The organism is Xanthomonas sp. NCPPB 3959 (genome assembly GCF_056675575.1).
In genome coordinates this window covers 43967-70429 of record NZ_JBWWVR010000017.1, presented here as the reverse complement: position 1 = coordinate 70429, position 26463 = coordinate 43967, and the positions used below count along the sequence as shown (strand labels likewise).

Below are 26463 nucleotides of genomic sequence, written 5' to 3'. Positions count from 1 at the left end.
TGATGGGGCCGCTCATTGTGACCGCAGCGCGGCGATGCGCCAAGCACAAGCGCATTGCCAACGGCAACGTCCAACGCTTGCCGGCGGCTGAACCGCGCGGTTGGCCCTGCCCCGCTCGAAAGAGTACAATTTCGGTCCGCTTTAGGATTTACCTGGCCTTCTCATGTTGCGCGTCACCAAACTCACCGATTACGCCACCGTCGTGCTGACCGTACTGGCTGCACGCGGCGATCAGGTGCTCAGCGCGAGCGAGCTGGCCGAGCAGGCCGGCCTGGAAGCACCGACCGTGAGCAAGATTCTCAAACCGTTGTCGCAAGCGGGCCTGGTCGAAGGTTTGCGCGGCGTGCATGGCGGCTACCGGCTTGCGCGCGCGGCCAGCGAGATCACACTCGTTGAAATCGTCGAGGCAATGGAAGGCCCGCTGGCGATCACCGAATGCAGCCAGGACCACGGCCAGTGCGGCATCGCGCAGACATGCGGCGTGCGCTCCAACTGGCGTTTGATCAACGACGTGGTCGGCGATGCATTGCGTCGCGTCACGCTCGCACAGATGTTGCAGCCCCTCTCTCTCCCTGGCGACGGCAGTCGGCGTTCCATCGCCGCACGCGTCGCGACCACCTGACCTGTAGGCAGCCCGATGGCCACCGAACTTGCTCCCCCGCAGAACGCCGAGATTATCGAACGGCTGGGCCGACGTTACGACGCAGGCTTCATCACCGACATCGAATCGGACTCGCTCCCGCCCGGCCTGGACGAAGACGTCATCCGTGCCTTGTCGGCCAAGAAAGAAGAGCCGCAATGGATGACCGACTGGCGTCTTGAGGCGTATCGGCATTGGCTGAAGATGCCGATGCCGGAATGGGCGAAGTTGCAGATCTCCCCGATCGATTTCCAGGCGTTGAGCTATTACTCCGCGCCCAAGGGCCCGAAGTACGCCTCGCTGGACGACGTGCCGAAGGAACTGCTCGATACCTACGACAAGCTTGGCGTGCCGTTGCACGAGCGTGCCCGGCTGGCCGGCGTGGCGGTGGATGCAGTATTCGATTCGGTCTCGGTCGGCACCACGTTCCGCAAGGAACTGGCCGAAAAGGGCGTGATCTTCTGCTCGATGTCCGAAGCCATCAAGGAACATCCGGAGATCGTCAAACAGTATCTGGGTAGCGTGGTGCCGGTTGGCGACAACTATTTCGCCGCGCTCAACTCGGCGGTGTTCTCCGATGGCAGCTTCGTGTTCATCCCGAAAGGCGTGCGCTGCCCGATGGAACTGAGCACCTATTTCCGCATCAATGCCGGCCATACCGGCCAGTTCGAGCGCACCTTGATCGTGTGCGAGGATAAGGCGTATGTGTCGTATCTGGAAGGCTGCACCGCGCCGATGCGCGACGAAAACCAGCTGCATGCAGCGGTGGTCGAGCTGGTGACGCTGGAAGACGCCGAGATCAAGTATTCGACCGTGCAGAACTGGTACCCGGGCGATGAAAACGGCGTTGGCGGCATCTACAACTTCGTCACCAAGCGTGCCGAATGCCGTGGCGACCGCAGCAAGGTCACCTGGACCCAGGTCGAAACCGGCTCGGCGATCACCTGGAAGTATCCGTCCTGCGTGCTGCTGGGCGACGACTCGGTGGGCGAATTCCATTCGGTGGCACTCACCCATCATCGTCAGCAGGCCGATACCGGCACCAAGATGATCCACATCGGCAAGCGCACCAAGAGCAAGATCGTCAGCAAGGGCATCAGCGCCGGGCGTGGCCAGAACACCTATCGTGGTCTGGTCAAGGTGGATCGCAACGCCGATGGCGCGCGCAACTACACCCAGTGCGATTCGCTGTTGATCGGCAAGCAGTGCGGCGCGCATACCTTCCCGTACATCGAGGTGAAGAATCCCGGCGCCACCGTCGAGCACGAGGCCACCACCTCCAAGATCAGCGACGACCAGTTGTTCTACTGCCGCGCGCGCGGCATCAGCCAGGAAGATGCGGTGTCGCTGATCGTCGACGGTTTCTGCAAGCAGGTGTTCCGCGAACTGCCGATGGAATTTGCAGTGGAAGCCAAGAAACTGCTGGAAGTTTCCTTAGAAGGCAGCGTCGGCTGACACCTTTCCCCTTCTCCCCTCGGGAGAAGGTGGCGCGCAGCGCCGGATGAGGGTACGGGCGAAGCCAAGTGCACCCAAACAGCACGCTGCTTCGCACGAACCCTCACCCCAACCCCTCTCCCGGCGGGAGAGGGGCTCAATCACTGGATACGAATATGCTCAAGATCAACAATCTCCACGCCAGCATCGCCGGCAAAGAAATCCTCAAAGGCCTGTCGCTGGACATCAAGCCGGGCCAGGTGCACGCCATCATGGGGCCCAACGGCGCGGGCAAATCCACGCTGGGCAATGTGCTCGCCGGGCGCGATGGCTACGAAGTCAGCGCAGGCAGCGTGCAGTTCGAAGGCAAGGACCTGCTCGACCTTCCGCCGGAAGAACGTGCCGCCGCCGGCCTGTTCCTGGCCTTCCAGTACCCGGTGGAAATCGCCGGCGTCAACAACACCTATTTCCTGCGTGCCGCGCTCAACGCGCAGCGCAAGGCGCGTGGCGAAGAAGAGCTGGATTCGATGCAGTTCCTCAAGCTGGTGCGCCAGAAACTGGCGGTACTGCATCTGAAGGACGAGCTGCTGCATCGCGGCGTCAACGAAGGCTTCTCGGGTGGCGAAAAGAAGCGCAACGAGATCTTCCAGCTGGCCGTGCTCGAGCCCAAGCTCGCCATCCTGGACGAAACCGATTCGGGCCTGGATATCGACGCACTCAAGAGCGTGGCCGACGGCGTCAACGCGCTGCGCTCGCCGGAGCGTTCGTTCCTGGTGATCACCCATTATCAGCGCCTGCTCGACTACATCACCCCGGACGTGGTGCATGTGCTGGCCGAAGGCCGCATCGTGCAGAGCGGCGGCCCGGAACTGGCGCTGGAGCTGGAAAAACACGGCTACCACTTCCTCAAGGACCGCGTGGTGCCCGAGGCGGCTGCCTGATGAGCGCCCTGCTGGAATCCCTCGCACGCGGTTTCTGCGGCAACGATGTACGGCGTGCCGAACTCGATGCCGCGCTGCAGACCGGCCTGCCCGGCCCGCGCGCCGAAGCCTGGAAATACACCTCGCTGCGGCAGCTGGAGCGGCGCAGTTTTCAGACGGCGCCCTTGGTACCGACGCTGGTCGATGCCTCCGTGCTGGACGATATCGCCTCGCCACGGCTGGTGTTCGTCAACGGGCGCCCGTCTGACGCACTGAGCGACCTGTCCACGCTGCCCGACGGCGTGCAGCTGGAGACCTTGTCTGCCTCGCTGGCTGCCAGCGATGACGCGCAGCAGCTGCTCGGTCGCCGTTTCGAAGGCAGCGATGAAATCTTCGCCCGTCTGAATGCCGCGCTTGCCGACGAAGGCGTGCTGGTGCGCGTGCAGGAAGGCACGCAGATCGATATTCCGCTGCAGCTGGTCTTCATCAGCGTGGCCGGCGAGCACGACCTGTCCTGGCACCACCGCCACTTGATCGAACTACGTGCCGGCGCTGCGCTGAACGTGGTCGAGCATCACCTGCATGTCGGCGATGCCGCGCATCTGGATAACAGCCTGATGCATGTGCATCTGGCCCAGGATGCGGTGTTGTCGCATGCGCGCGTGCAGGCCGACAGTGCGCACGCCACCTCGTTGTTGCGTACCGATGCCGTGCTGGCGCGCAATGCGCGCTACCAGCGCGTGGATCTGGAACTGGGCGCCAACCTGTCGCGGCACGAGCTCAACGTGCGCCTGGAAGGCGACAACGCGCAGCTCACCGCCAATGGCGTACTGCTCGGCAACGGCCGCCGCCATGTCGATACGCGTCTGGGTATCCAGCACATTGCACGCGATACCAGCTGCGAGCTGGTCTGGCGCGGCGTGGGCGCCGATCGCAGCCGGGTGGTGTTTCATGGCGGCATCCACATTCGTCCCGGTGCCGACGGCAGCGACGCGCGGCTGTCGAACAAGAATCTGCTGCTGTCGGCCAATGCCGAGATCGACACCCAGCCGGTGCTGGTGATCGATGCCGAAGAAGTGCAGGCCGCGCACGGTGCCACCGTCGGTCAGCTCGACGACAACGCCTTGTTCTATTTGCGCTCGCGCGGTCTGCCGCAGGCTGATGCACAGCGGTTGCTGAGCGCCGCGTTCTGCCACGAACCGCTGCGTGTGCTGCCCACCGCGCTGACTGCGGTACTGGCGTTGCAGCTGGACCGCGCACTGACCTCGGCAGGCGTGGCATGAACGCGCCCGCCGTCCCGCAACTGGCCGCGCCGGATTGGGAGCGCGTGCGCTCGGATTTCCCGTTGTTGATGCGGCAGGTGCACGGCAAGCCGCTGATCTATTTCGACAACGCCAACACCGGCCAGAAGCCGCTGCAGGTGATTGCCGCGACCGACGAGTTCTATCGTCGTCAAAACGCCAATGTGAGCCGCGCGGTGCATGCGCTGGGCACCGAAGCCACCGATGCGTTCGAAGGCGCGCGCAGCAAGCTCGCACGTTTTCTCAATGTGCGCGCCGACGAGCTGGTGCTGTGCAGCGGGACGACCTTTGCGATCAATCTGGTCGCTTATTCCTGGGCGCTGCCACGTTTGGGCGCCGGCGATGTGATCCTGATTTCGCGCATGGAGCACCACGCCAACATCGTGCCGTGGCAACTGGTGGCGCAACGCACCGGTGCGACCATCCGCGTGGCCGAGATCACCCCAGACGGCGCGCTGGATCTGGATGCCTTGCGCAAGGCGATGACGCCGGAGATCAAGCTGCTGGCGATCACGCACGTGTCCAATGTGCTGGGCACGGTCAACCCGGTGCGCGAGATCTGCCGCGAGGCGCGCAAGCGCGGCATCGTCACCGTGGTAGACGGCTCGCAAGCCGCGCCGCATCGGCGTATCGACGTGGCCGGCATCGGTTGCGATTTCTACGCCATCACCGGCCACAAGATGTGCGGGCCGACCGGCACCGGCGCGCTGTGGGCACGTCGCGAACACTTGCAGGCAATGCCGCCGTTTTTAGGCGGCGGCGAGATGATCAAGGAAGTCAGCTTCGAGGGCACGGTGTTCAACGATGCCCCGCACAAGTTCGAAGCCGGCACGCCCAACATCGCCGGTTTCATCGGCCTGGGCTCGGCAGTGGATTACCTGGAGTCGGTCGGGCTGGCGCACGTGGAAGCACGCGAAACCGAGTTGCTCGCACACTTCACCGAAGAACTGCAGCGTATCGAGGGCCTGCGCATTTTCGGCACCACGCCGGACAAGGCCGCAGTGGTGTCGTTCCTGGTCGAAGGCGCGCATGCACATGATCTGGCCACCCTGCTCGACCTGGAAGGCATCGCCATCCGCTCGGGCCAGCATTGCGCGCATCCATTGCTGCAGTACTACGGCGTTGCCGCCACTTGCCGCGCCTCGCTGGCGTTCTACAACACGCACGACGAGATCGAGCGTTTTGTTGCTGCGTTGAAGAAGGTGCGGACGTTGCTGGGGTGAATGTGGGGCCGGGAGTGGGGATTGGTAATTCGGGATTGTGATGCGGGATTTTTAGCTGGTGATTCGTGATTCGTAAGTACTGAACCCTTCGAGCTCCAAGACATCGCAGTTCCTTCTCCCACCGGGAGAAGGTGCCCCGAAGGGACGGATGAGGGTACGTGCGAAGCCTCGTGTAATCCTGCTCCACTGCAGCTTCGCTCCGTACCCTCACCCCAACCCCTCTCCCGATGGGAGAGGGGCTCGATCCCGGATCGATCGTTTCTGCGTTGACTGACGGTGTGCAACTCAGTGGATTTCGCGTACCGGAGAAGCATGTAGTGCATCTCTAAGCGCAACGAGCAAGCTCCAGCCAATCCCAAATCACCAATCCCCGATTCTCGCTAAACTGCTCCCCATGCAGACCACCACTTTCCGCACCGCCACCGTCGACGATATCGACGCCCTCGTTTCGCTGGTGACTTCGGCCTATCGCGGCGATGTCAGCCGCGTTGGCTGGACCACCGAAGCCGACTTCCTCGACGGCGCGCGGATCGATCCCGCCGTACTGCGCGAAGACCTGTTGCGTGACCGCAGCCTGGTGCTGCTGGTCGAACAGGACGGGTGGCTGCTGGCCTGCGCACATATCGCCGACGACCACGGCGCCGGCTACTTCGGCATGTTTGCCGTCGATCCTTCGCTGCAGGGCAGCGGGCTCGGCAAGACGCTGCTGGCCGAAGCCGAACGCATCGCTTTCAACGAGTGGCAGCTGCCGGTGATGCGCATGACGGTGATCGACATCCGCGATGAGCTGATCGCCTTTTACGAGCGACGCGGCTATCGCCGCACCGGCATCACCAAGCCGTTTCCGTATGGCGACGTGCGTTTCGGCGTGCCGCTGCGCCAGGACCTGCGCTTCGAGGTACTGGAAAAACCGCTCGGCGGCGCAGCGCTGTGAGCGAGACCTGGACCTTCGTCTGCGCCAGCGAGGCGCTGCTGCCCGGCGAGTTGCAGACCGTCTGGGATGAGGTGACAGACGCCCCGATCGTGGTTTTCAACCTCGACGGCGAGCTGTATGCGCTGGAAGACCGCTGCAGCCACGAAGACTACGAGCTGTCGCCTGGGGCTTTCGACCCAGCGGCCGGCACCATCGAATGCCTGCTGCACAGCGCCCGCTTCGATATCCGCGACGGCCGCCCGTTGTGCGCACCCGCCTACACCGCCGTGCCCAAATTTCCGGTCAAGCGCGAACACGGCGGCATCTGGGCACGCGACGACCGCTGAGAGCGATTAGATCAGTGAGTGCGGCAGGTCGGCTGTGGCTGTGATCGTGGCTTTGCCCGTAGAAGCCAAGGTTAAAAAGCCTAGTGAGTCGAGCGCGCGGTGCCCTCGCCGCTCGCGGGACACGCCGTGAACCCGTCCCTGGGGCTCGGTGGCGGCATCCATGCCGCCACACGGTCCCGCAAGCGGCAAGGACACCGCACCAGACAGATTGCTGGTTGCTTGAAAACATGCACACCGACCACCTCGACTGGTCCTTGCCCGCCCACCGTCGCGGGACCTTACGCGGCATGGATGCCGCGTAAGAGCTTACAAGGACGTACTTGCAGCGTGTCCCGCGATGGTGGGTGGGCAAGGGCCCTGCAGCCAAACAGCAGATCAGCGGCCCTTGCAGCAAACCTTCATGAAGTAGTTCGGTCCGCCAATTGAAATAGCGCACAAACCTTTCTGCCACAACCGCGCGACGTCGGCCAACAACAAAGATTGCAAAGAAGAATGATTTGCATTTAAGATCGCAGCCCTTCAGGCCTTCTTAACAACTGGCCTGCCCTGCGATCCCATGCGCCCAGCTCTGCCAGACCGTTTTCTCCTGCGTTCGCCCCGCCTGCGCCCTTCCGCGCGGCGCCTTGACGTATGCGACATCGGGTCATGCCAGCACATCGCATCGGGCTAGCCGGCGCGCACTGTCGATCCACCTTTTTCAATCCTCACCCCATCCCCGCATCCGCCGAGCCATCGCCAGGCCGGAGCCTCGCTTTCCTCTTCGAGACGCCTCATGACTCCCAGGATTTCCCCGCTCACCTCGGCCGTGCTGCTGACGCTGTCCGCTCCTGCCTTCGCCCAGCCTGGCGATGCGCCGGCACCTCCGGGCGCGGTGGATCTGGATGCCATCCGGGTGCAGCAGGAACGCGCGCAAAAACCATCCTCGCCCAAGTACACCGAGGCCCTGCGCGACACGCCGCAGACGATCACCGTGGTCACCAAGCAGACCATGGACCAGCAGAACCTGCTGTCGCTGCGCGACGTGCTGAGCACCCTGCCGGGCATCACCTTCGGCGCGGGCGAAGGCGGCGGCGGCTATGGCGACAGCATCAACCTGCGCGGTTTTACCGCCAGCAGCGACATCACCACCGACGGCGTGCGCGACAGCGCGCAGTACAGCCGCAGCGACACCTTCAACCTGGAAGCGGTGGAGCTGATCAACGGCGCCAACTCCGCCATGTCCGGCGCCGGTTCGGTCGGCGGCAACATCAATCTGGTCACCAAGACCGCCGGCCAGGGCGACTTCACCAATGTCGTGGTCGGTGGCGGCAGCGACCGCTACGGCCGGCTCACTGCCGACAGCAATTACGACTTCGAAAACGGCACCGCCGTGCGCTTGAACGCGATGGGCCACACCCAGGACGTGCCGGGCCGCGATGAAGAATTCCGTCACCGCTGGGGCTTTGCGCCGTCGGTCGCATTCGGCCTGGGCTCGGATACGCGCTTTACGCTGAGCTACCTGCACCAGCACGACAACAACCTGCCGCAGTACGGCGTGCCGTTCGCGCTGAGCCCGTTCAACAACGGCCCGCTGCCGGGCGTGGACCGCGAAACCTATTACGGCTACCGCAACGTGGCACGTCAGGAAATCGACGTGGACATGCTGACCGGCGTGCTGGAAATGGACTTCGACGACAACGTCAAACTGCGCAGCCTGGCGCGCGTGCAGCGCGTGGACCAGACCACCTCGGCCACCGCACCGGAAGGCACCTGGTGCCTGCCCAACAACACCAACGCCTACACCGGACGCGCCTGCGTCGGCCAGCCGCCGGCCACCTGGAATCCCAACAGCGGCCCGCGCGGCCTGGTGCGCGAGACCGAAAATTTCATCGCGCACAGCCAGACCGACCTGACCGCCACCCTGCATACCGGCGCGATCGAGCATCGTCTGGTCGCGGGCGTCGCTTTCAGCAAGGAAGACTTCGAACTCAATAGCGGTTCGATCTTCCGCAACGCCGATGGCTCCACCACCGGCATCACCTATCCGCTGCAGTCGTTCGACAATCCGTACAACATCTGGACCGGCCCGCAGAACTACTTCCGCACCGGTCGCAGCAAGGGCAGCCTGACCAATCAGGCGGTGTATCTGTTCGACACGCTGCAGTTCAACGAGCAGTGGATGCTCAACCTGGGCGGCCGCTACGAGCACAACGAAGGCGACAGCACCACCTACACCGTCAACGCCGCCGGCAATGTCACTGGTGTGACCCCGGGCTTCCCGGCCGGCAGCGAGGAGGATCTGTTCTCGTATCGCGCCGGTCTGGTGTTCAAGCCGGTCGAGAACGCCAGCCTGTATCTGTCCTACGCCAACAGCAAGACGCCGTCCAAGGCCTCGGTCAACGGCTCGTGCACGCCGATCGCTACCGCCACGGCGGGCGCCAATTGCAATGTCGAGCCGGAAAGCGCGGTCAACATCGAACTGGGCGGCAAGTGGGACGTGTTGAACGAGCTTCTGGCGCTCACCGCGGCGGTGTTCCGCAACGAGCGCGAAAACTACAAGGTCAACAGCGGCGACCCGCTGATTCCCGAGCAGGTGCTCGACGGCAAGGCCCGCGTGGACGGCATCGCGCTGGGCGCGGCCGGCTACCTGACCGAGCGCTGGTCGATCTTCGCCAACTACACCTTCCTCGATAGCGAAGTGCTGCAGAGCGTGTCCAACCGCACCGAAAGCCTCACCGGCGATCCCATCGCCGGGCGCGAGCTGGTGCAGACGCCGCGCAATGCCGGCAACATCTGGACCACCTATCAGCTCAACCAATGGACCTTCGGTTACGGCGTCACCTATCAGGGCGGCTTCTATCCGAATAATTCCTCGGCGGCCGGCTACGTCAAGACCGACGATTACTGGGTGCACCGCGCGATGGTCGGCCTGCGCGTCAACGACTGGCTCAGCCTGCAGTTGAACGTCAACAACCTGTTCGACGAGGAGTACTACACCAGCGTGCGCAACAACCTCACCGTCAATGCGGCCGGCACCGTCACCGCCGGCAGTGGCTGGGCGCTTCCGGGCGAAGGCCGCTCGGCGGTGTTGAGCGCCACCTTCAGTTTCTGACCCACTGGCACGCCGCCCGCACAACGCGGGCGGCGTGGAGACCACCGCATGTTGCTGCCCATTCCCGATGTTCTCAGCCCCGCCCAGCTCACCGAGCTGCGCGCGCGGCTGGACGCGGCCGACTGGGCGGACGGCCGCATCACCGCCGGCCATCAGTCGGCACAGGCCAAGGACAACGCACAGCTGCCCGAAGACAGCGCCATCGCGCGCGAAGCCAGCGCGCTGGTGCTGGACGCGCTGGCGCGCAGCAGCACGTTCTTTTCGGCGGCATTGCCACGGCGCATCTATCCGCCGCTGTTCAATCGCTACAGCGGCGGGCAGTCGTTCGGGTATCACGTCGACAACGCGATCCGCTACGACCGCAGTCGCGGCGGCGCAGACCCCATCCGCACCGACGTCTCCGCCACGCTGTTTCTCAGCGACCCGGACAGCTACGACGGCGGCGAGCTGGTGATCGAAGACACCTACGGCACGCAATCGGTGAAGCTGCCGGCCGGGCACCTGGTGATCTATCCCGGCACCAGCCTGCATCGGGTGATGCCGGTGACCCGCGGCACCCGCGTGGCGTGTTTTTTCTGGACCCAAAGCATGCTGCGCGACGATGCGCAGCGCCGCCTGTTGTTCGAGCTGGATGTCTCGATCCGCCGGCTGACGCAAGACACGCCCGGTCACCCATCACTGATCCAGCTCACCGGCGTGTATCACAACCTGTTGCGGCAATGGGCCGATGTCTGAGCACGCACCGGACACCGCGCAGCTGATCGACCTGCTGCGCACCCAACCCGATCAAGCGCTTGCACTGCTGCGCAAGGCCGCTGCGCGCCAGGACGTGGAGGCACAACTGCTGCTCGCGCAGATCTATGCCGAAGGTCGCGGCGTCGCGGCCGATCCGGCCATGGCGATGCTGTGGTACGAAGTCGCCGCCAATGCCGGGCATGCGGAAGCGATGAATCAGCTGGGGCGCTGCCACGAACTCGGCTTCGGCACCGCGTGCAATATCGTATTGGCCGCGCTGTGGTATCGCCGCGCCGCCGAGCACGGGCTCGATTGGGGCATGTACAACCTCGCGCATCTATATGGCTCCGGCCGTGGCGTGGCGCAGGACCACGCACAGGCGTTGGCGCTGTATCGCACTGCTGCCGAGCGCGGGCATGCTAAATCGATGAACTTTCTGGCGCGTTATCTGGATGAAGGACTGGCCTGCGATGCCGATCCAATCACTGCGCGCGACTGGTATCGCCGCTCTGCCGAAGCAGGCGATTTCCGCGGCCAGGCCAGTTACGCCACCTTGCTGGCAGATGGTGGCGACCTCGATCAGGCCGAATACTGGATGCGACGTGCGATCGCAGGCGGGCATGCCGGCTTTCTGCAACAACTCACACCGCTGCTGGCGAGTGCGCGCCATCCACGCTTGCAGGCATTGCTGAGCGAAATCGCTGCACGGCAAGTGCTGCTGCAGGTATCCGCCGCAGCGAATGCGGCCTGAGCGCAGCATGTCGACCTCCAACGACACCATGGCCACCACCCAGCAACGTCGCGGTTTCTGGCTGCGCATGCTGCATCAATGGCACTGGATCAGTTCGGCGCTATGCCTGATCGGCATGCTGCTGTTTACCCTCACCGGGCTGACCTTGAATCACGCCGCGCGCATCGAAGCCAGCCCTTCGACCGAACACCGCACGCTCACGCTGCCGCCTGCCTTGCTCAAGACTTTGGGCAACCGGCAGGACGGCAATGCACCGCTGCCGCCGCGCGTGGCGCAATGGCTGGGGCGCGAACTGGATATCAGCGTCGGCACACGCAGCGGCGAATGGTCGGCCGACGAGGTGTATGTCGCGTTGCCACGGCCAGGTGGCGATGCGTGGTTGAGCCTTGACCGCAGCACCGGCGCGATCGAGTACGAACGCACCGGACGTGGCGCAATCGCCTATCTCAACGATCTGCACAAGGGACGCAATGCGGGGCCGGCCTGGGGCTGGTTCATCGACGTGTTCGCCATCGCCTGCCTGGTGTTCTGCATCACCGGGCTGTTCCTGCTGCACCTGCATGCGCGCCAGCGTCGCATGACCTGGCCGCTGGTCGGCCTGGGTCTGCTGATTCCGCTGCTGCTCGCCCTGCTGTTGATCCACTGACTTTTTCCCACCGGAGACGATCATGCGCGCCACCCTGACCATCGCCCTGAGCGGCCTGCTCGCCATGCCGGCGTATGCGGCCACGCTCGACATCAATGTCGAAATCCCCAAGCTCAACGTCGCCGAATATCACCGCCCGTATGTGGCGATCTGGCTGGAAGGTGCAGACCAGAAAGTCGCTGCCAATCTGTCGGTCTGGTATCAATCCAAGGACACCGCCGAAGGCCACGGCACCAAGTGGTTGCCGGACCTGCGCCAGTGGTGGCGCAAGAGCGGTCGCACGCTGGATGTGCCGGTTGATGGTGTCACCGGCCCCACTCGCCCGGCCGGCGCACACGCGCTGTCGTTCTCCGATACCAAGGGGGCGTTGAGGTCGCTGCCGGCCGGCCAGTACACGCTGGTGGTGGAAGCCGCGCGCGAAGTCGGCGGCCGCGAATTAGTCAAGGTGCCTTTCACCTGGCCGGCGACGACTTCGCAAACCGCAAAGGCCAGCGGCAGCAGCGAGCTCGGTGCCGTCAGCCTGGTCGCAAAGCCCTGAGCGTTGCGCTGTTGTTGGCAGCCGCACGGAGCGTGCGCTGCAAGTAACGGCGCACGCGCGCTTCATCGCTTTGGCAAAGACATATCGCTTCCCACGCATCCACGCAGCGCCGCACCCTCGCGCTGATCAGACACGTGATTCACCGTCCTCATCGTCCTTCAAGGAGTTGTCATGAAACGTTCTCTCGTCCTGATCGCCATGCTCGCCGCACTGCCCGTCAGTGCACTCGCCCACAAGGCCTGGTTGCTGCCGTCGCAGACCGTCATCGCCGGTGAAGCGCCGTGGATCACGGTGGATGCAGCGGTCTCCAACGACCTGTTCTACTTCAATCACGTGCCGCTGCGCCTGGATAACTTGAGCATCACCGCGCCGGATGGCAGCGCGCTCAAGCCGGAAAACCCGGCCAACGGCAAGTACCGCAGCGTGTTCGACCTGCAACTCACCCAGCCCGGCACCTACAAGCTCAGCATCGTCAACGCCGGCCTGTTCGCCAACTGGAAGGAAGACGGCAAGCCCAAGCGCTGGCGCGGCGACGAAGCCCGCTTCGCCACCGAAGTGCCGAAGAATGCGCAGGACCTGCAGGTCTCGCAGTCCTTCAATCGCGTGGAAACCTTCGTCACCCGCGGTGCGCCCACCACCACGGCATTCAAGCCCAGCGGCAAGGGCATCGAGTTGATCCCGGTGACCCATCCCAACGATCTGGTCGTCGGCGAGGCGGCGCAGTTCACGCTGCAACTGGATGGCAAGCCGGCGGCCGGGCTGGAGATCGAAATCGTGCGCGGCGGCACCCGCTATCGCGATGCGCAGAACGAGATCAAGCTGAAGACCGATGCCAAGGGCGGCTTCAGCGTGACCTGGCCGGAAGCCGGCATGTACTGGCTGGAAACCACCACCGAAGACAAGAAAACCTCGCTGCCGCAAGCCAAACAGCGTCGTCTGGGTTACGTCGCCACGCTGGAAGTGCTGCCGCAGTAATCCGCACGCACGCGGCAGGACTGCACGCAGCGTGCATCCTGCCGCACCGCCTTCATAAGATTTCTCCATGCCTGCATCGTCTTCCGCCGACCACGCCATCGCCACCCTGGGCGGCCGCAGCATGGGCACCACCTGGAGCGTCAAACTGATTGCGCCGCGCGGGCGCGACCTGCATCCGTTGCATGCCTGCATCCAGGCCGCACTCGATCGGGTGGTCGCGCAGATGAGCACCTGGGAAGCGGATTCGGATATCAGCCGCTACAACCGCGCGGCTGCTGGTCAGTGGCAAACCCTACCTGATGAATTCCATACCGTGCTGAGCGCAGCGCTGCAGATCGCACAAGCCAGCAATGGTGCCTTCGACCCCACGGTCGGCCCGATGGTCGAGCTGTGGGGCTTCGGTGCCTCGGGTGGGCGACGGCAGGTGCCTGCAGCCGATCAGATCGCCTTGGCCAGCGCACGCTGCGGCTGGCAACGTGTGCAACTGGATGGCATGCGCGTGTGGCAGCCTGGCGCACTGGCGCTGGATCTATCCGGCATTGCAAAGGGATTCGGTGTGGACTGCGTGCATCGCGCGCTGCTGCAGGTCGGCATCGACAGCGCATTGATCGAAGTGGGCGGCGAACTGTTCGGCTATGGACGCAAGCCCGATGGCAGTGCGTGGCGCGTGCTGGTCGAATCCGCACCCGACGAAGACGCCGGTGCCGCGTTGCCGCCACGTGTGCTGTCGCTGGACGGACTGGCGGTCGCCACGTCCGGTGATCGCTGGCACCGCTTCGATGCTGGCGGCATCCGCTATGCGCACACCTTCAACCCACGCAGCGGCGCGCCCGTTCCGCATGCGCCCGCAGCAGTCACCGTGCTCGCACGCAATGCGATGCAGGCCGATGCCTGGGCCACTGCGATGACCGTGCTTGGCGCCGATGCCGGGCTTGCCTATGCGCGCACTGCAGCGTTGGCCGTGCGTTTTCTTACGCGCAAGGACGGCGTTCTGCTTGAATCCATGAGTCCGGCCTTCGAGCAACAGTTGGCTGCGTCATGACCGCCAATAACCTCCGCGTGTGGATTGGCAACGGGCTGGTTCTGCTTGCCCTTGCAGCTATCGTCGGCTGGCTTGGCGGCTTGCATGCTGGTGCATGGTGGAGCGCACCAACACCGCATCGCTGGCAGTTGGCAGGTCTTGGGATGACGCTCTACCTGGCCCTGTGCGCGGTCGTGCTGTTGCGTGCACGCCGGCGCGTGGGCGCACAGCGCGCAGACGCCAGCGGCGTGCTGATCGTCTGGGCAAGCCAGACCGGATTTGCGCGTGAACTGGCCGAACGCAGCGTCGCCGCGCTGCAGTCGGCAGGCGTGGGTGCGTACGCACTGCCACTGGACGCCGTCGATGTAGATCAACTCACGCGTGTGCCGCGGCTACTGTGCATCGTCAGCACCACCGGCGAAGGCGATGCACCCGATCATGCGCAAGCAGCCGAGCGCGATTGGCTCGCCGGTGATGCGCAGGATCTGACGGCCGTGCAGTACGCCGTGCTGGCGTTGGGCGACCGTGGCTACGCCCAATTCTGCGCATTTGGCCGACGCATCGACGATCGCCTGCAGGCACGCGGCGCCACCCGTTTGTTCGAACGCATCGAGGTCGACAATGCCGACCCGCGTGCCTTGCAGCAATGGCAACGGCGTCTGGCAGAGCTGGCGCCAGCACTTGCGACACTACCCGACTGGAGCCTGCCGGCCTACACCGCCTGGCAGCTACGCGAGCGTGTCCACGTCAATCCCGGTAGTGCGGGCGCACCGATTTACCGGCTGCGTTTGACGCCCAGCGATGGCCGGCTGCCGCAGTGGAGCGCAGGCGATATCGCGGAGATCGTTCCGCACAACGCACCGAATGCTGTGGAGTCCTGGCTGCAACGCAATCAGCTCGATGGTGCCCAGTGCTTTGACGACCGCACACTGCGCGAATGGCTCAGCGGCGCGCAACTTCCCGTCGATGCCGATATCGATGTTGGTGTCGATGTGGGTGCCATTGCCGGCCCCGGCCCAAGTGCTGGCACCGATGCCGATGCCGATGCCGATGCCAAATTAAAAATCGGCCCAGGTACTGACACAGACACAGCCACTGATACAGGTGCAGCTACAGGCACAAGTTCATCGCTAGACGCAGATGCATTGGTGCGCCGCCTTGCCGCCCTGCCCCATCGCGACTATTCGCTCGCATCCATTCCCGAAGAAGGCCACGTCGAACTGCTGGTGCGCGAGCACCGGCACGCCGACGGCAGCCTGGGTCTGGGTAGTGGTTGGCTCTGCATCCATGCACCGATCGGCGCGCCCATCGCGCTGCGCCTGCGCAGCAACTCCGGTTTCCACCCGCCTGCACCCGAGCAACCAATGTTGCTGATCGGCAACGGCACTGGCATCGCCGGACTGCGCGCCCATCTACGCGCCCGTATCGCAGCCGGCGCACGTCGCAACTGGCTGCTGTTCGGCGAACGCAATGCCGCCCACGACGCGCTCTATGCCGACGAGCTGCAGCAGTGGCAACGCGATGGCTGGATCGACCGTCTGGATCTGGTGTACTCGCGCGATCAACAACAGTCAGTGCGCTACGTACAACACGCACTGGCCGCTTCCGCAGACCACCTACGTCTGTGGGTCGATCAAGGCGCCTGCATCTACGTCTGCGGCAGCCTGCGCGGCATGGCACCCGAAGTCGACCAGACGCTTGAGTCAATTCTCGGCACCGATGTCAGACAAGACCTGCTGCGCAAAGGGCGCTATCGCCGCGACGTGTATTGAAGGTGGCTAACACCACCTGACGAACGGCTACCGACGGAGTATCCGTCGATGTCCTAGATGTCCAGAATGGATGCTGCCCGGAATCGCGAGTAGCGTTGGTTGGCACTAAGGCGGCTAACAAAACGTCAAAGTCTGGTTGATCGAGGGCGCGGTGCCCTCGCCGCTCGCGGGACACGCCGTGAACCCGTCCCTGGGGGCTCGGTGGCGGCATCCATGCCGCCACACGGTCCCGCAATCGGCGAGGACACCGCACCAGAAAGTCTGCTGACTGTTTTATTGAAAGCTATGCACACCGATCAACTCGACTGGTCCTTGCCCGCCCACCGTCGCGGGCCCTTACGCGGCATGGATGCCGCGTAAGGGCCTACACGGACGTACTTGCGGCGTGTCCCGCGACGGTGGGTGGGCAAGGGCCCTGCAACCAAGTGAAGATCAACCGCTCTGCAACTGATCTATCCGCACTGTCCAATCACTTCCACACCAAGCGGCATTTCAAATAGCCATGCACACCGAGCATCTCGACAGGTCATTGCCCGCCCACCGTCGCGGGACCTTACGCGGCATGGATGCCGCGTAAGGACCTACACGGACGTACTTGCGGCGTGTCCCGCGATGGTGGGCGGGCAAGGGCCCTTCAGCCAAGCGGCAAATCAGCTGCTCTGCAATAGACCGGCCTGAAGTAGTTTTATCAGCCGCTCTCAAACCAGAACTCGATCAATACACGGACACTGCGTGATCGCACGCACGACCGACAACTAAACCGGACTCACCCGGATAGCCAGCAACTCACCACCGCCATCGAGCACATAGCGGGTGCGCGAGGAGGCGCTCAGCCAGGCAGTATCTCCGGCCACCAAAGGCGGCAAGCCGCTATCGCGTCCAAAGCTGGCCTGACCGGCGAGCAGATGCAGCGCCCAGGCGCTGCCCGGATCTGCAAAGAACAGCATGGTGCCGACCAGCGGACGATGCAGCAGCTCAGCCTTCAGCACATCGCGCCGCCACATCAGGTTGAAATCCTGGGTCGGCCCGTCGAGCAGCGTTGCGCTGACCGCTTCTTCGCCAGCGAATCGGACGCGTTGGTAGGGCGGCAGCAAGTCGCAGCTGCGATAACTACTGCCGGGCGCATCGGTGCCGCCGTCGGCGCCTACATCATGGCCGCCGTGGTCCGCGCCGCTGCCGTCGTTGCTACCGCCGCCATCGCTTTCATTGCCACTGCCATTACTACTGTTGCTACTGCCAGTGCCGGTGACACTCGCAGCATCGCCAAACCGTAGCCGCATGCCATTGCCATGCAACAACACCAATTCGCGATCGATGCCTGGGAAAGCAGAAAACGCCGCATCCTGCTCGATCTCGGCGATCGACAAGCGCAGCGACCACGCGTCGGCATCGCCGAGGCGCAGAATCTCGCGCGTCCAGCCCAGTTGATTGCGCCATCGCTCGCGCCGGTAGTCGGTGGCCGGAATTACCCGGCTGCTCAGGTCTGTCAGCTGCATTGGCGCATTGTGCCCCAAGCGTTGCGCTGAGGCCGTCATGTGTGACCAACGTGCCGCTGCGTTATGCGCATGAGCAGTACACGCACAGCGACCTATACCTCACGCTAGATGCTGTGACTTACGCTTCACGCTCTGACTAGCGCCGCATGCTGCAACCGCCACTTCCCTGCAGTCACCTACGCATGTGTACGCTCGCAACTCATGCGCCCCCAAAACGAAAAACGCCCGGCTGCACATCCAAGTGCAACACCGGGCGATTCCACGTCCTTGTCGGCTTCCAGCCATCCCCCGGACATCCTGTCCAGTTAGGTTGCGGCCACGCATCCTCGCGTCGAACCGTATCTCGGATCCCTTCCCCTTAACGCCGTCCCACCGGTTTCACCGCCGCCCCCTTGGCAGCCTTCTTGGCGGGAGCCATCGTGGCTCCTACTTCGATCAGGTCTCGATTCCGTTCGACCGTCTTGAGTCCGATGCCCTTGACCAGTGCCAGTTCCTCGGCACTTTTGAAGGGACCGTTTGCCTGACGGTGCTCGACGATTGCCTCGGCTTTTGATCGCCCGACATTCGTCAGCACTTTGTCCAATTCCTCAGCAGACGCGGTGTTGATATCGACCTTGTCGAGTGCATACGCATTCGAGGACAACAACAACGCCAGTAGCAGGGACTTCAGGACTACGGTAAATGACTTCATTGCAACGCTCCTTGTGGCTTGGGTGATGGTCCTAGCCAGCATTCCTGCCGGCGGAGCCAGTGTCCCGCGCCACATGCAGCAATCCTATCGCCAACGAACTTTTCACACAGCAGGTGAACTGCGCGCCGCCTTGTAGGGAAATACCTACCCCCTCCCCTCGCAAAGGCGACCATCAGGCCCCGGCGTAGAATGTGCCGTTACTTCACGCATTCGGAGTCTTCATGGACAGCGCCAAGATCGACCAATTCATCAGCGACACGTGGGATCGGGAGATCGTCCCGCAATTGGTCGATTACATCCGCATCCCTAACAAGTCGCCGATGTTCGACACCGATTGGGTCGCGCACGGCTACATGGAGCGGGCGGTCACCCTGATGGAAACCTGGGCGCGGGCGCAGGCGATCGACGGCATGCAGGTCGAGGTGGTGCGCCTGGAAGGCCGCACGCCGTTGATCTTCATCGAAATTCCGGCCACCGGCGCCGAATCGGGCGACGACACCGTGCTGCTGTACGGCCACCTGGACAAGCAGCCGGAAATGACCGGCTGGGACGCCGACCTCGGCCCGTGGGAGCCGGTGCTGCGCGACGACAAGCTGTACGGCCGCGGTGGCGCCGATGATGGCTACGCGATCTTCGGTTCGCTGGCGGCGGTGCTGGCGCTGCGCACCCAGCGGCTGCCGCATGCGCGTTGCGTGGTGCTGATCGAAGCCTGCGAGGAATCCGGCAGCTACGATCTGCCGGCCTACGTGGACCACCTTGCCGAGCGCATCGGCAAGCCGTCGCTGGTGGTGTGCCTGGATTCGGGCTGCGGCAACTATGAGCAGCTGTGGTGCACCACCTCGCTGCGCGGGCTGACCGGCGGCAACCTGAGCGTGAAGGTGCTGGAGGAAGGCGTGCACTCGGGCGATGCCTCCGGCGTGGTGCCGTCCAGCTTCCGCTTGCTGCGCCAGCTACTCTCGCGCATCGAGGACGAAGCCAGCGGCCGCATCCTGCTGGAAGGCCTGCATGTGGAGGTGCCGACCGAACGACTCACGCAAGCCAAGGCCGCGGCGGCGACACTGGATACGGCCATCTTCGACAAATTCCCGATGGTCGATGGCCTGGTGCCGATGCATGACGACCTCACCGAGCTGGTGTTGAATCGCACCTGGCGCCCTGCGCTGTCGATCACCGGTGTGGACGGCATGCCGCCGCTGGCTTCGGCCGGCAATGTGCTGCGCCCGCAAACCGCTGTGAAGCTGTCGTTGCGTCTGCCGCCGACTGCCGACGGCAAAACCTGTGGCGAACTGCTCAAGGAAGCGCTGCTGCGCGACCCGCCCAACGGCGCGCAGGTGACCCTGGAACTGGAAAAGGCATCGTCCGGCTGGAATGCGCCCGAGATGGCGCCGTGGCTGGAAAAAGCCATCGACGACGCCAGCCTGGCGTTCTTCGACAAGCCGGCCATGTACATGGGCGAAGGCGGCTCGATCCCGTTCATGGGCATGCTGGGCGAGAAGTTCCCCGGCGCGCAGTTCATGATCACCGGCGTGCTCGGCCCGCATTCCAATGCACATGGCCCGAACGAGTTCCTGCACATCCCGATGGGCAAGCGCGTGACTGCCTGCGTGGCCAAGGTGATTGCCGAGCATCACGCCGCCTGCCTGCGCGGCGAGACCAGCGGCTCGCCGGTGGCCGCCGACAGCGGCACCCGTCATGGCGGGCATGGCTGCTGCTGAGTTGGCGGTTTAACCGATGCATGCCATTGGCCTGCGTTGACTGATGGAAGTGCTAGTGGGAGAGGGGCTTGCGCTTAGTGAAGTGCTAGTCTGCCGATCCCACTTACCTCAGTGCCTGCAATGAACAATCTCTTCGGTAGCGACAGCTGGCTTTACATCATTCTGGTCGGCTTCGTGGTCGGGCTGCTGGCCCGTTTCATTACGCCGGGCACGCAGCGCCTGGGTTGCCTGCTGACCATCGTGCTGGGCATCGCCGGTGCAGTGGTGGCCAGCTGGTTCGGGCGCTACATGGGCTGGTACCACGCAGGCGAACCGGCCGGTTTCCTCGGCGCGTTGCTGGGTGCGATCGCGATCCTGGCACTGCTGCGGCTGTTCAGCGGCAGCAAGCGTTGATCGACCCGCCGCCACTCTGACGTGGCGGCGCCTCACTTCACGACACAGCATTTACTCATGACGTCATCGTTGCTTCCCGATACCGCGCGCGATGCGCTCCGTCTGCAATGGGCGCGGCACACGCTGGATGATTCGCAGGCCACCCTGCAACGTGCGTCGGTCGATGCGGGATTTCGCAGTTATTGGCGCACCCAAGGGAGCGGCATGGATCGCATCCTGATGGATGCGCCACCCGAGCTGGAAAATGTGGCGCCGTGGTTGCGCATGCATGCACTGCTCGGCGAGCACGGCGTGCGCGTGCCGCTAGTGCTTGCGCAAGATCTTGAAACCGGATTCTTGCTGTTGGAGGACCTGGGCGTACCGACGCTGGCGCAGGTACTGACCGACGCCAATGCCGATGTATTGCTGGATGACGCGATCGATCAGTTGTTGCTGCTGCAGCGCATTCCACCGCCCGCCGACAGCGGTGTATTCGGCGAGGCGCTGCTGCAACGCGATGCCGGCCTGTTCGAAGAATGGTTTCTCGGTCGCCATCTGGGGCTGCAGCTGGGCTGCGAGCACACCGAGCAACTGCAACTGGTGCAGCGCCGTTTGATGGACAACGCACTGGCGCAGCCGCGCGTGTTCACCCATCGCGATTTCATGCCGCGCAATCTGATGCCGGTCAGCAATGGACCGGCGGTGCTGGATTTTCAGGACTGCGTGATCGGCCCGATCGCCTACGACCCGATCAGTCTGTTCAAGGACACCTCGGTCAGCTGGCCGATCGCACGCGTGGATAGTTGGCTGCAGCGCTATCACGCACGTGCCCTAGCGGCCGGATTACCGGTGCCGCCGCTGGCGCACTTCCTGCGCGATGCGGACTGGATGGGCGTGCAGCGGCACCTGAAGAATCTGGGCATTTTTTCGCGCCTGAGCCATCGCGACGGCAAACATTGGTATCTGGATAACGTGCCGCGCTTCATCGCCTATCTGGACGAAGTGCTGCCGCGCTACAGCGAACTGGCGCCGCTGATCGGGCTACTGGAAGACCTGGTCAAACCTGTCTTGGCGGCACGCTCCACGCAGGCCGGCGCATGAAGGCCCTGATCTTCGCGGCCGGATTTGGCGAGCGCATGCGCCCGCTCACCGAACGCACGCCCAAGCCGTTGTTGAAGGTCGGCGGCACGCCGCTGATCGTCTGGCATCTGCACAAGCTGGCCGCGCTGGGCGTAGACGAGGTAGTGATCAATACCTCGTGGTTGGCCGAGCAATTTCCGCAAGTACTGGGCGACGGCAGTGCGTTCGGGCTGCGCCTGACCTATTCCTACGAGGGCGCCACACCGCTGGAGACCGGCGGCGGCATGCTGCATGCGTTGCCGCTGCTGGGCGACGCCCCGTTTCTGTTGGTCAATGGCGATATCTGGACCGACTTCGATTTCGCGCGGCTGTCGAGCGCGCCGGCAGGACTGGCGCAACTGGTGCTGGTCGATCAACCTGCGTATGCGGCACGAGCGGATTTCGCGTTGCAGGCTGATGGCAAGGTCAGCGCCGATCTGCCCGCAACCCACACTTACGCCGGCATCGGTGTCTATCGGCCTGCACTGTTGCGCGATTGGCAATCGATCATCGGCCAGCAACCAGAGCAGACCGGCATGGCATCGCGGTTTGCGCTGGCACCGATCCTGCGCGCGCAGATGGCAGCAGGTTGGATCGACGGCATCCACCATCCGGGGCGCTGGACCGATGTGGGCACACCGCAGCGGTTGGCGGAACTGAATGCTGAACTGCTGCACGACGGCAGCTGATCGCACCATACAGCTGCAAAAATCCGCAATCGAGAGCGGCTGACAAAACCTCTTGAAGGTTGTATCGATGGCGGCAACGTGTTGGCCGCCGAGATTTCAACTCGTCGCGGCGTTTAAATGCAGTCGAATGCTTGGGCCAACAGCCTAGTTGGTCGAGTGCGCGGTGCCCTCGCCGCTCACGGGACACGCCGTGAATCCGTCCGTGGAGGCTCGGTGGCGGCATCCATGCCGCCACACGGTCCCGCAATCGGCGAGGACACCGCACCAGAAAGTGAGCAGGTTACTTTGTTGAAAGCCTGCCTGTTGATCTCGTTGCGTTGCGAAGCTGATCGGACGCGGCGTTATTCAAACAGCACCCGTCACGCCTTGCTTGCAACCATGCGCACCGACCATCTCGACTGGTCCTTGCCCGCTCACCGTCGCGGGACCTTACGCGGCATGGATGCCGCGTAAGAGCCTACACGGACGTACTTGCGGCGTGTCCCGCGAGGGTGGGCGGGCTAAGGGCCTTGCAGACAAACCGCAGATCAGACGCTCTGCAACCGACGCATCAACACCGTTCAATCAGCTCACAGCAACAAAGATAGCGACTTATATTGTTTAGACGCATTCAAACGCTGTAAGTCAAAAGCATGGTCAGTCGAGCGCGCGGTGCCCTCGCCGCTTGCGGGACACGCCGTGAATCCGTCCGTGGAGGCTCGGTGGCGGCATCCATGCCGCCACACGGTCCCGCAATCGGCGAGGACACCGCACCAGAAAGTGAGCCGGTTACTTTGTTGAAAGCCTGCCTGTTGATCTCGTTGCGTTGCGAAGCTGATCGGACGCGGCATTATTCAAACAGCACCCGTCATGCCTTGCTTGCAACCATGCGTACCGACCATCTCGACTGGCCCTTGCCCGCTCACCGTCGCGGGACCTTACGCGGCATGGATGCCGCGTAAGAGCCTACATGGACGTACTTGCGGCGTGTCCCGCGATGGTGAGCGGGCAAGGGCCCTGCAGCCAAACACCAGATCAGCCGCTCTGAAACTGATCTATCAGTAGCGTTCAGCACCCCTCGGAACACGCGGTAAACGCAGTCGTTTCTCAGCCGCTCTAAGACCCACGATCCTCAAGCACCCGCCGCAAAAACGGCACCGTGATACGGCGCTTGGCAGCCAGCGATTCGCGATCCAGCCGATCCAGCAAGGCCACCAGCCCGGCCAGTTCGCGTTCGCTATGGGTCAGCAGCCAGTCGATTGCCGCTTCGTCCAATGCCAGCCCGCGCCGTTGCGCACGATCGCGCAACACCGCAGCACGCCCCGCATCGTCGAGCACCGGCAGGCTGATGCGGATGCATTGCGACAGCCGCGAGCGCAGATCCGGCAGTACCAACGCCAGGCCATCGGGCATCTGCCGCGCGGTGTACAGCAGCGTCGTGCCGGCAGCGCGCGCTCGGTTGTGGAAATCGAACAAGGCCACTTCGTCGTCGCGCTGCCCGGCAATGGTGTCCAGACCATCCAGCACGACCAAGCTACGCCCTTCCAGTGCTTCGAGCGCATCGCGCAATCGACCTGCCGCCGCATGCAGCGGCAGATAGGCAGAAGCGCGGCCGGCCTGCTCGGCCGCCGCGCACAGCGACAACGCCAAATGCGTCTTGCCGGTACCGGCGGGGCCAGCCAGATACAGCCAGTCGCTCACCTGCCCCGCAGCCAAGGCCTGCAATTGCGCGAGTAACCCTTCGGGCGCGGCGATGTAACTATCGAAGCGCTGATCGGGCGGCGCGCGCAACGCCAGTGGCAACTGCGGAACACTCACAATCGATCTGCGTCCTTGCCGGGTTCGACGATCACGCTGCGCTCGGTAGTACCCGATTGCAGCACGATGCCGGCGCGCTCGCCTGCGTACAGATCGCTGTGGGTGTACTGCTCATGTGCGTAGCGCAGCAATACGTTGGCCACCGCTGCCACCGGTAGCGCCAGCAGCATGCCGAGGAAGCCGAACAACTGGCCGCCCGCCATCACTGCGAAGATCACCGCCACCGGATGCAGGCCGATCTTGTCGCCGACGATACGCGGGGTCAGCACATAGCTTTCCAGCAACTGGCCGACCGTAAACACCACGCCCACGCCGATCAGCAGCTTCAGATCCAGACCCTGTGCCTGTACCACGGCCGCCAGCAAGGCGAGCACGATGCCGGTGGTGGCGCCCAGATACGGAATGAAGCTGATGAAGCCGGCAATGATGCCGATCAGCAGCCCCAGATTGAGCCCGATGATGGACAGGCCGGTGGCGTAGATCACGCCAAGCGCCAGCATCACCAGGAACTGGCCGCGGATGAAGCCGCCGAGCACGTCGTTGGACTCCAGCGCCAGCCGGCTCACGGTGCCGATGTAGGCACGAGGGATGACCGCTGCCACGCGCTCGACCAGGCGGTCCCAGTCGCGCAGGAAGTAGAACGCCAGGATCGGCAGCAGCGCCAGGTTGATCACCCAGGTCACCATCGCAAAGCCCGAGCGCTGTACGTAACCGAAGAACGTCTTGGCGGCGCCGCCGGCCTGCTCCCAATGGCTACGGATCCAGTCGATCAGACGCTCCGGGTCCAGCCAGCCCATCAGCTCCACACCAGTCTTGGCTTCCAGCCACGGAATCGCGGTACTGATCGCCCAGGTGCGCATCTGCGGCAGCGCGTCGATCAAGGTCATGATCTGGCGCTCGATCATCGGCACCAGAATCATCAGCGCCAGCACGAACAACAGCAACGCCAGCACAAACACCAACGACACCGCCATGTTGCGCGAACGCCCGGCGCGCTCGATGCGATCCACCAGCGGGTCGCCCAGCCAGGCCAGCAGCAGCGCCAGCACGAACGGCGTCAGGATCGGCGACAGCAGCGAGACCACCCACAGCACGCCGACAATCACCGCCACCCATTTGAGGCGGCGCAGGAACAGGGCAATTTCGGCTTCGGGAGTCAAAGTCATTTCAGGCGGTACTCGGCGTGCTCGTTTTCGAGAATGATCGGGCCCTCGGTCGGTACCGACACCGGTACCAAGGGGCTGTTGTCGCCGAGCATACGGTTGAGGCCGGAAATGCCCGTGAGCAATTCCAGATCCACTTCCATGCGGTCGCCGTTGGCGCTGACCGGGCGGATGCTGCGCACCACCGACACGCCCTGCAGCGCGGCCGAGACACGCAAGTAATCGTCAGCGCTGGTGATACCGGTGATCACCGCGCGATAGACGCCGGGCACGCCCGAGTCCACCCGCTTGGCATAGCGCTTGACCAACGCATCAGCCGCACCGTCGGCACCGGCGGCCATCGCGCGACGCGCGTCGCCATCGTTGCTGGTCCAGCTGGACAGCACGTTGCCGTTGTCGACGAACACCCAATCGGCAGTCCAACCGGCGTCGGTGCGGTAGAGCTTGCCGATCAGCTGCATCGGCGGGCTGTATTTTGCCGATGCGCGCGACACCGCAGCGGTGTCCTTGCGCCAAATCGCGCCGGCCAGTGCCTGCTCGGCGGCCGCGCCACTTGGCAGGCCGAGCCGGTAGCCACGCTCGATGGCGCGGTCCAGCACGCTGCGCGCGGCATTGGCCTGGGTCACGCTGACCAGACGCGGGCCGCTGCCGTCGTCGATGGCCAACCACAGCACCGGCTTGGGACGCGGCAGCGGCCACACCGGCAAACCCAGCGCCGCGATCAGACTATCCACATCGGTTTGCCGGAAGCGCGCCACCAGAGTGGTACGGAAGGTGGGCGCACCGGTGCGCGAGGTGCCCTGATCCTGGCGGTAGTCGTAGTGTTCGACGTAGTTGGGCGCATTGCGCAGCGCTTGCGACACCCCGGGGCGGCTCATCGCGCCGCGGTCGCCGGAGACCTTGCCCAGTACCGCGCCCAGCGCGCGCGCCAGGGCGCCAGGGCGATCGGACTCGCTCTGGCTGTTGACCGGCACTTCGGCATCGTAGGCACTTTGCGCCTTGGCAACATCGCCTTCGGTACGCAGATCGGCCTGTGCGAAGGCCGGCAGCACGGGCACGGCGACCATGAGGGCGAGAAAGAAAGCGAGACTGCGGCGCATCGACGGTTCCATGA

At 64.0% G+C, this 26463-nt stretch carries 24 protein-coding genes and 1 pseudogene; 19 read left to right on the top strand and 6 right to left on the bottom strand.

Translation table 11 applies throughout. The annotated features are described in order from the left end of the window. Nucleotides 1-163 precede the first annotated feature (163 nt). The 7 genes from AC1KVG_RS18055 to AC1KVG_RS18025 all read left to right on the top strand — a co-directional run bounded on the left by AC1KVG_RS18055 (nt 164) and on the right by AC1KVG_RS18025 (nt 6778). Nucleotides 164-622 (top strand): SUF system Fe-S cluster assembly regulator, encoded by a 459-nt coding sequence (locus tag AC1KVG_RS18055; RefSeq protein ID WP_481095288.1) that lies wholly within the window; start codon nt 164-166, stop codon nt 620-622. A 15-nt stretch (nt 623-637) separates the two neighbouring features. Next, entirely contained in the window at nt 638-2095 is a 1458-nt protein-coding gene (gene sufB / locus AC1KVG_RS18050) for a Fe-S cluster assembly protein SufB (RefSeq protein ID WP_006448896.1), read from the top strand. A gap of 155 nt (nt 2096-2250) precedes the next feature. Next, the gene (gene sufC / locus AC1KVG_RS18045; protein WP_006448897.1) at nt 2251-3015 is read left to right on the top strand and encodes a Fe-S cluster assembly ATPase SufC; all 765 of its coding nucleotides are present in this window, start codon (nt 2251-2253) and stop codon (nt 3013-3015) included. After that, nucleotides 3015-4277, top strand: a complete 1263-nt coding sequence (gene sufD, locus AC1KVG_RS18040; RefSeq protein WP_481095287.1) for a Fe-S cluster assembly protein SufD — start codon at nt 3015-3017, stop codon at nt 4275-4277. The genes sufC and sufD overlap by 1 nt, the downstream gene beginning before the upstream one ends. Beyond that, nucleotides 4274-5518, top strand: coding sequence for a cysteine desulfurase (locus tag AC1KVG_RS18035; RefSeq protein ID WP_481095286.1), 1245 nt, complete (start codon nt 4274-4276; stop codon nt 5516-5518). Before sufD ends, AC1KVG_RS18035 begins: the two co-directional genes overlap by 4 nt. Before the next feature lie 394 nt (nt 5519-5912). Continuing rightward, nucleotides 5913-6452 carry a GNAT family N-acetyltransferase gene (locus tag AC1KVG_RS18030; protein ID WP_481095285.1) on the top strand — a complete coding sequence of 180 codons (540 nt, stop codon included), beginning with the start codon at nt 5913-5915 and terminating at the stop codon, nt 6450-6452. Continuing rightward, the gene (locus tag AC1KVG_RS18025) at nt 6449-6778 is read left to right on the top strand and encodes a non-heme iron oxygenase ferredoxin subunit (protein WP_115040578.1); all 330 of its coding nucleotides are present in this window, start codon (nt 6449-6451) and stop codon (nt 6776-6778) included. Before AC1KVG_RS18030 ends, AC1KVG_RS18025 begins: the two co-directional genes overlap by 4 nt. Nucleotides 6779-6865: 87 nt before the next feature. On the opposite strand, the pseudogene AC1KVG_RS18020 reads toward AC1KVG_RS18025, so the two are convergent. Further along, nucleotides 6866-7056: pseudogene (locus tag AC1KVG_RS18020) on the bottom strand (hypothetical protein); the annotation flags it as partial. Between the two features lie 494 nt (nt 7057-7550). Between AC1KVG_RS18020 and AC1KVG_RS18015 the strand changes: the two are divergent. The 8 genes from AC1KVG_RS18015 (at nt 7551) to AC1KVG_RS17980 (ending at nt 16307) form a co-directional block, all read left to right on the top strand. Next, nucleotides 7551-9869, top strand: a complete 2319-nt coding sequence (locus tag AC1KVG_RS18015; RefSeq protein ID WP_481095284.1) for a TonB-dependent receptor — start codon at nt 7551-7553, stop codon at nt 9867-9869. Between the two features lie 48 nt (nt 9870-9917). Next, nucleotides 9918-10604 carry a Fe2+-dependent dioxygenase gene (locus AC1KVG_RS18010; RefSeq protein WP_481095283.1) on the top strand — a complete coding sequence of 229 codons (687 nt, stop codon included), beginning with the start codon at nt 9918-9920 and terminating at the stop codon, nt 10602-10604. Then, nucleotides 10597-11355 carry a tetratricopeptide repeat protein gene (locus tag AC1KVG_RS18005; protein WP_481095282.1) on the top strand — a complete coding sequence of 253 codons (759 nt, stop codon included), beginning with the start codon at nt 10597-10599 and terminating at the stop codon, nt 11353-11355. The genes AC1KVG_RS18010 and AC1KVG_RS18005 overlap by 8 nt, the downstream gene beginning before the upstream one ends. 7 nt (nt 11356-11362) lie before the next feature. Beyond that, nucleotides 11363-12001, top strand: coding sequence for a PepSY-associated TM helix domain-containing protein (locus AC1KVG_RS18000; RefSeq protein WP_255085697.1), 639 nt, complete (start codon nt 11363-11365; stop codon nt 11999-12001). Nucleotides 12002-12023: 22 nt separating this feature from the next. Continuing rightward, on the top strand, nt 12024-12539 hold the full coding sequence (locus tag AC1KVG_RS17995) for a DUF2271 domain-containing protein (RefSeq protein ID WP_481095281.1): 516 nt from the start codon (nt 12024-12026) through the stop codon (nt 12537-12539). A gap of 171 nt (nt 12540-12710) precedes the next feature. Further along, nucleotides 12711-13514, top strand: a complete 804-nt coding sequence (locus AC1KVG_RS17990; RefSeq protein WP_481095280.1) for a DUF4198 domain-containing protein — start codon at nt 12711-12713, stop codon at nt 13512-13514. A 67-nt stretch (nt 13515-13581) separates the two neighbouring features. Next, nucleotides 13582-14556, top strand: a complete 975-nt coding sequence (locus AC1KVG_RS17985) for an FAD:protein FMN transferase (RefSeq protein ID WP_481095279.1) — start codon at nt 13582-13584, stop codon at nt 14554-14556. Then, nucleotides 14553-16307 (top strand): flavodoxin domain-containing protein, encoded by a 1755-nt coding sequence (locus AC1KVG_RS17980; protein WP_481095278.1) that lies wholly within the window; start codon nt 14553-14555, stop codon nt 16305-16307. Before AC1KVG_RS17985 ends, AC1KVG_RS17980 begins: the two co-directional genes overlap by 4 nt. A 755-nt stretch (nt 16308-17062) precedes the next feature. On the opposite strand, the gene AC1KVG_RS17975 is transcribed toward AC1KVG_RS17980, so the two are convergent. Both AC1KVG_RS17975 and AC1KVG_RS17970 read right to left on the bottom strand, forming a co-directional pair. After that, nucleotides 17063-17803 (bottom strand): HutD/Ves family protein, encoded by a 741-nt coding sequence (locus AC1KVG_RS17975; protein ID WP_481095277.1) that lies wholly within the window; start codon nt 17801-17803, stop codon nt 17063-17065. 358 nt (nt 17804-18161) lie between these two features. Further along, nucleotides 18162-18536, bottom strand: a complete 375-nt coding sequence (locus tag AC1KVG_RS17970) for a ComEA family DNA-binding protein (protein WP_006452365.1) — start codon at nt 18534-18536, stop codon at nt 18162-18164. A 179-nt stretch (nt 18537-18715) separates the two neighbouring features. On the opposite strand from AC1KVG_RS17970, the gene AC1KVG_RS17965 reads away from it, so the two are divergent. The 4 genes from AC1KVG_RS17965 (at nt 18716) to murU (ending at nt 22389) form a co-directional block, all read left to right on the top strand. After that, nucleotides 18716-20209, top strand: a complete 1494-nt coding sequence (locus tag AC1KVG_RS17965) for a M20 family metallopeptidase (protein WP_481095276.1) — start codon at nt 18716-18718, stop codon at nt 20207-20209. Nucleotides 20210-20329: 120 nt separating this feature from the next. After that, nucleotides 20330-20602 (top strand): GlsB/YeaQ/YmgE family stress response membrane protein, encoded by a 273-nt coding sequence (locus AC1KVG_RS17960; RefSeq protein ID WP_006452367.1) that lies wholly within the window; start codon nt 20330-20332, stop codon nt 20600-20602. Between the two features lie 57 nt (nt 20603-20659). Beyond that, nucleotides 20660-21682: an aminoglycoside phosphotransferase family protein gene (locus AC1KVG_RS17955; protein WP_481095275.1), complete on the top strand. Its 1023-nt coding sequence runs from the start codon at nt 20660-20662 to the stop codon at nt 21680-21682. Further along, on the top strand, nt 21679-22389 hold the full coding sequence (murU, locus tag AC1KVG_RS17950) for an N-acetylmuramate alpha-1-phosphate uridylyltransferase MurU (RefSeq protein ID WP_481095274.1): 711 nt from the start codon (nt 21679-21681) through the stop codon (nt 22387-22389). Before AC1KVG_RS17955 ends, murU begins: the two co-directional genes overlap by 4 nt. A 1095-nt stretch (nt 22390-23484) precedes the next feature. On the opposite strand, the gene hda is transcribed toward murU, so the two are convergent. The 3 genes from hda to AC1KVG_RS17935 are packed head-to-tail and all read right to left on the bottom strand — an operon-like array spanning nt 23485 to nt 26461. After that, complete coding sequence (hda, locus tag AC1KVG_RS17945) at nt 23485-24186, bottom strand: DnaA regulatory inactivator Hda (RefSeq protein WP_268214529.1); 702 nt, start codon at nt 24184-24186, stop codon at nt 23485-23487. Beyond that, nucleotides 24183-25352 carry an AI-2E family transporter gene (locus AC1KVG_RS17940; RefSeq protein WP_023904621.1) on the bottom strand — a complete coding sequence of 390 codons (1170 nt, stop codon included), beginning with the start codon at nt 25350-25352 and terminating at the stop codon, nt 24183-24185. Before AC1KVG_RS17940 ends, hda begins: the two co-directional genes overlap by 4 nt. After that, a complete protein-coding gene (locus tag AC1KVG_RS17935) occupies nt 25349-26461 on the bottom strand; it encodes a DUF2066 domain-containing protein (RefSeq protein ID WP_481095273.1) in 1113 nt (370 codons plus the stop codon). Before AC1KVG_RS17935 ends, AC1KVG_RS17940 begins: the two co-directional genes overlap by 4 nt. Nucleotides 26462-26463: the final 2 nt, after the last annotated feature.